At 63.9% G+C, this 241-nt stretch carries 1 pseudogene; it reads left to right on the top strand.

The annotated features are described in order from the left end of the window. Positions 1-241, top strand: a pseudogene (locus KZZ04_RS20615) (lysine decarboxylase); the annotation flags it as partial.

Genomic DNA, 241 nt, shown 5'->3' with positions numbered 1-241 from the left:
GTTCGATGAGGCGCTGAGCTTCCGGCGCGCCCTGGCTAACCTGCGCCAGCATATCGCCGCCGAGGACTGGTGGTTTTCGATCTGGCAGCCGCCTTCAGTCGCCGGTATCGACCGGGTGGCCACTGCGGATTGGCTGTTGCACCCTCAGGACGACTGGCATGGCTTTGGCGATGTGGCCGAAGACTACGTGTTGCTGGACCCGATCAAGGTGACGCTGGTGATGCCCGGCCTGAATGCCGGA

It is taken from the genome of Pseudoalteromonas sp. CR1 (assembly GCF_019392235.1).
In the GTDB taxonomy this organism is placed as follows: domain Bacteria; phylum Pseudomonadota; class Gammaproteobacteria; order Enterobacterales; family Alteromonadaceae; genus Pseudoalteromonas.
Note: the sequence above shows the minus strand (reverse complement) of the source record. Positions and strands in the feature narration are given on the sequence as shown.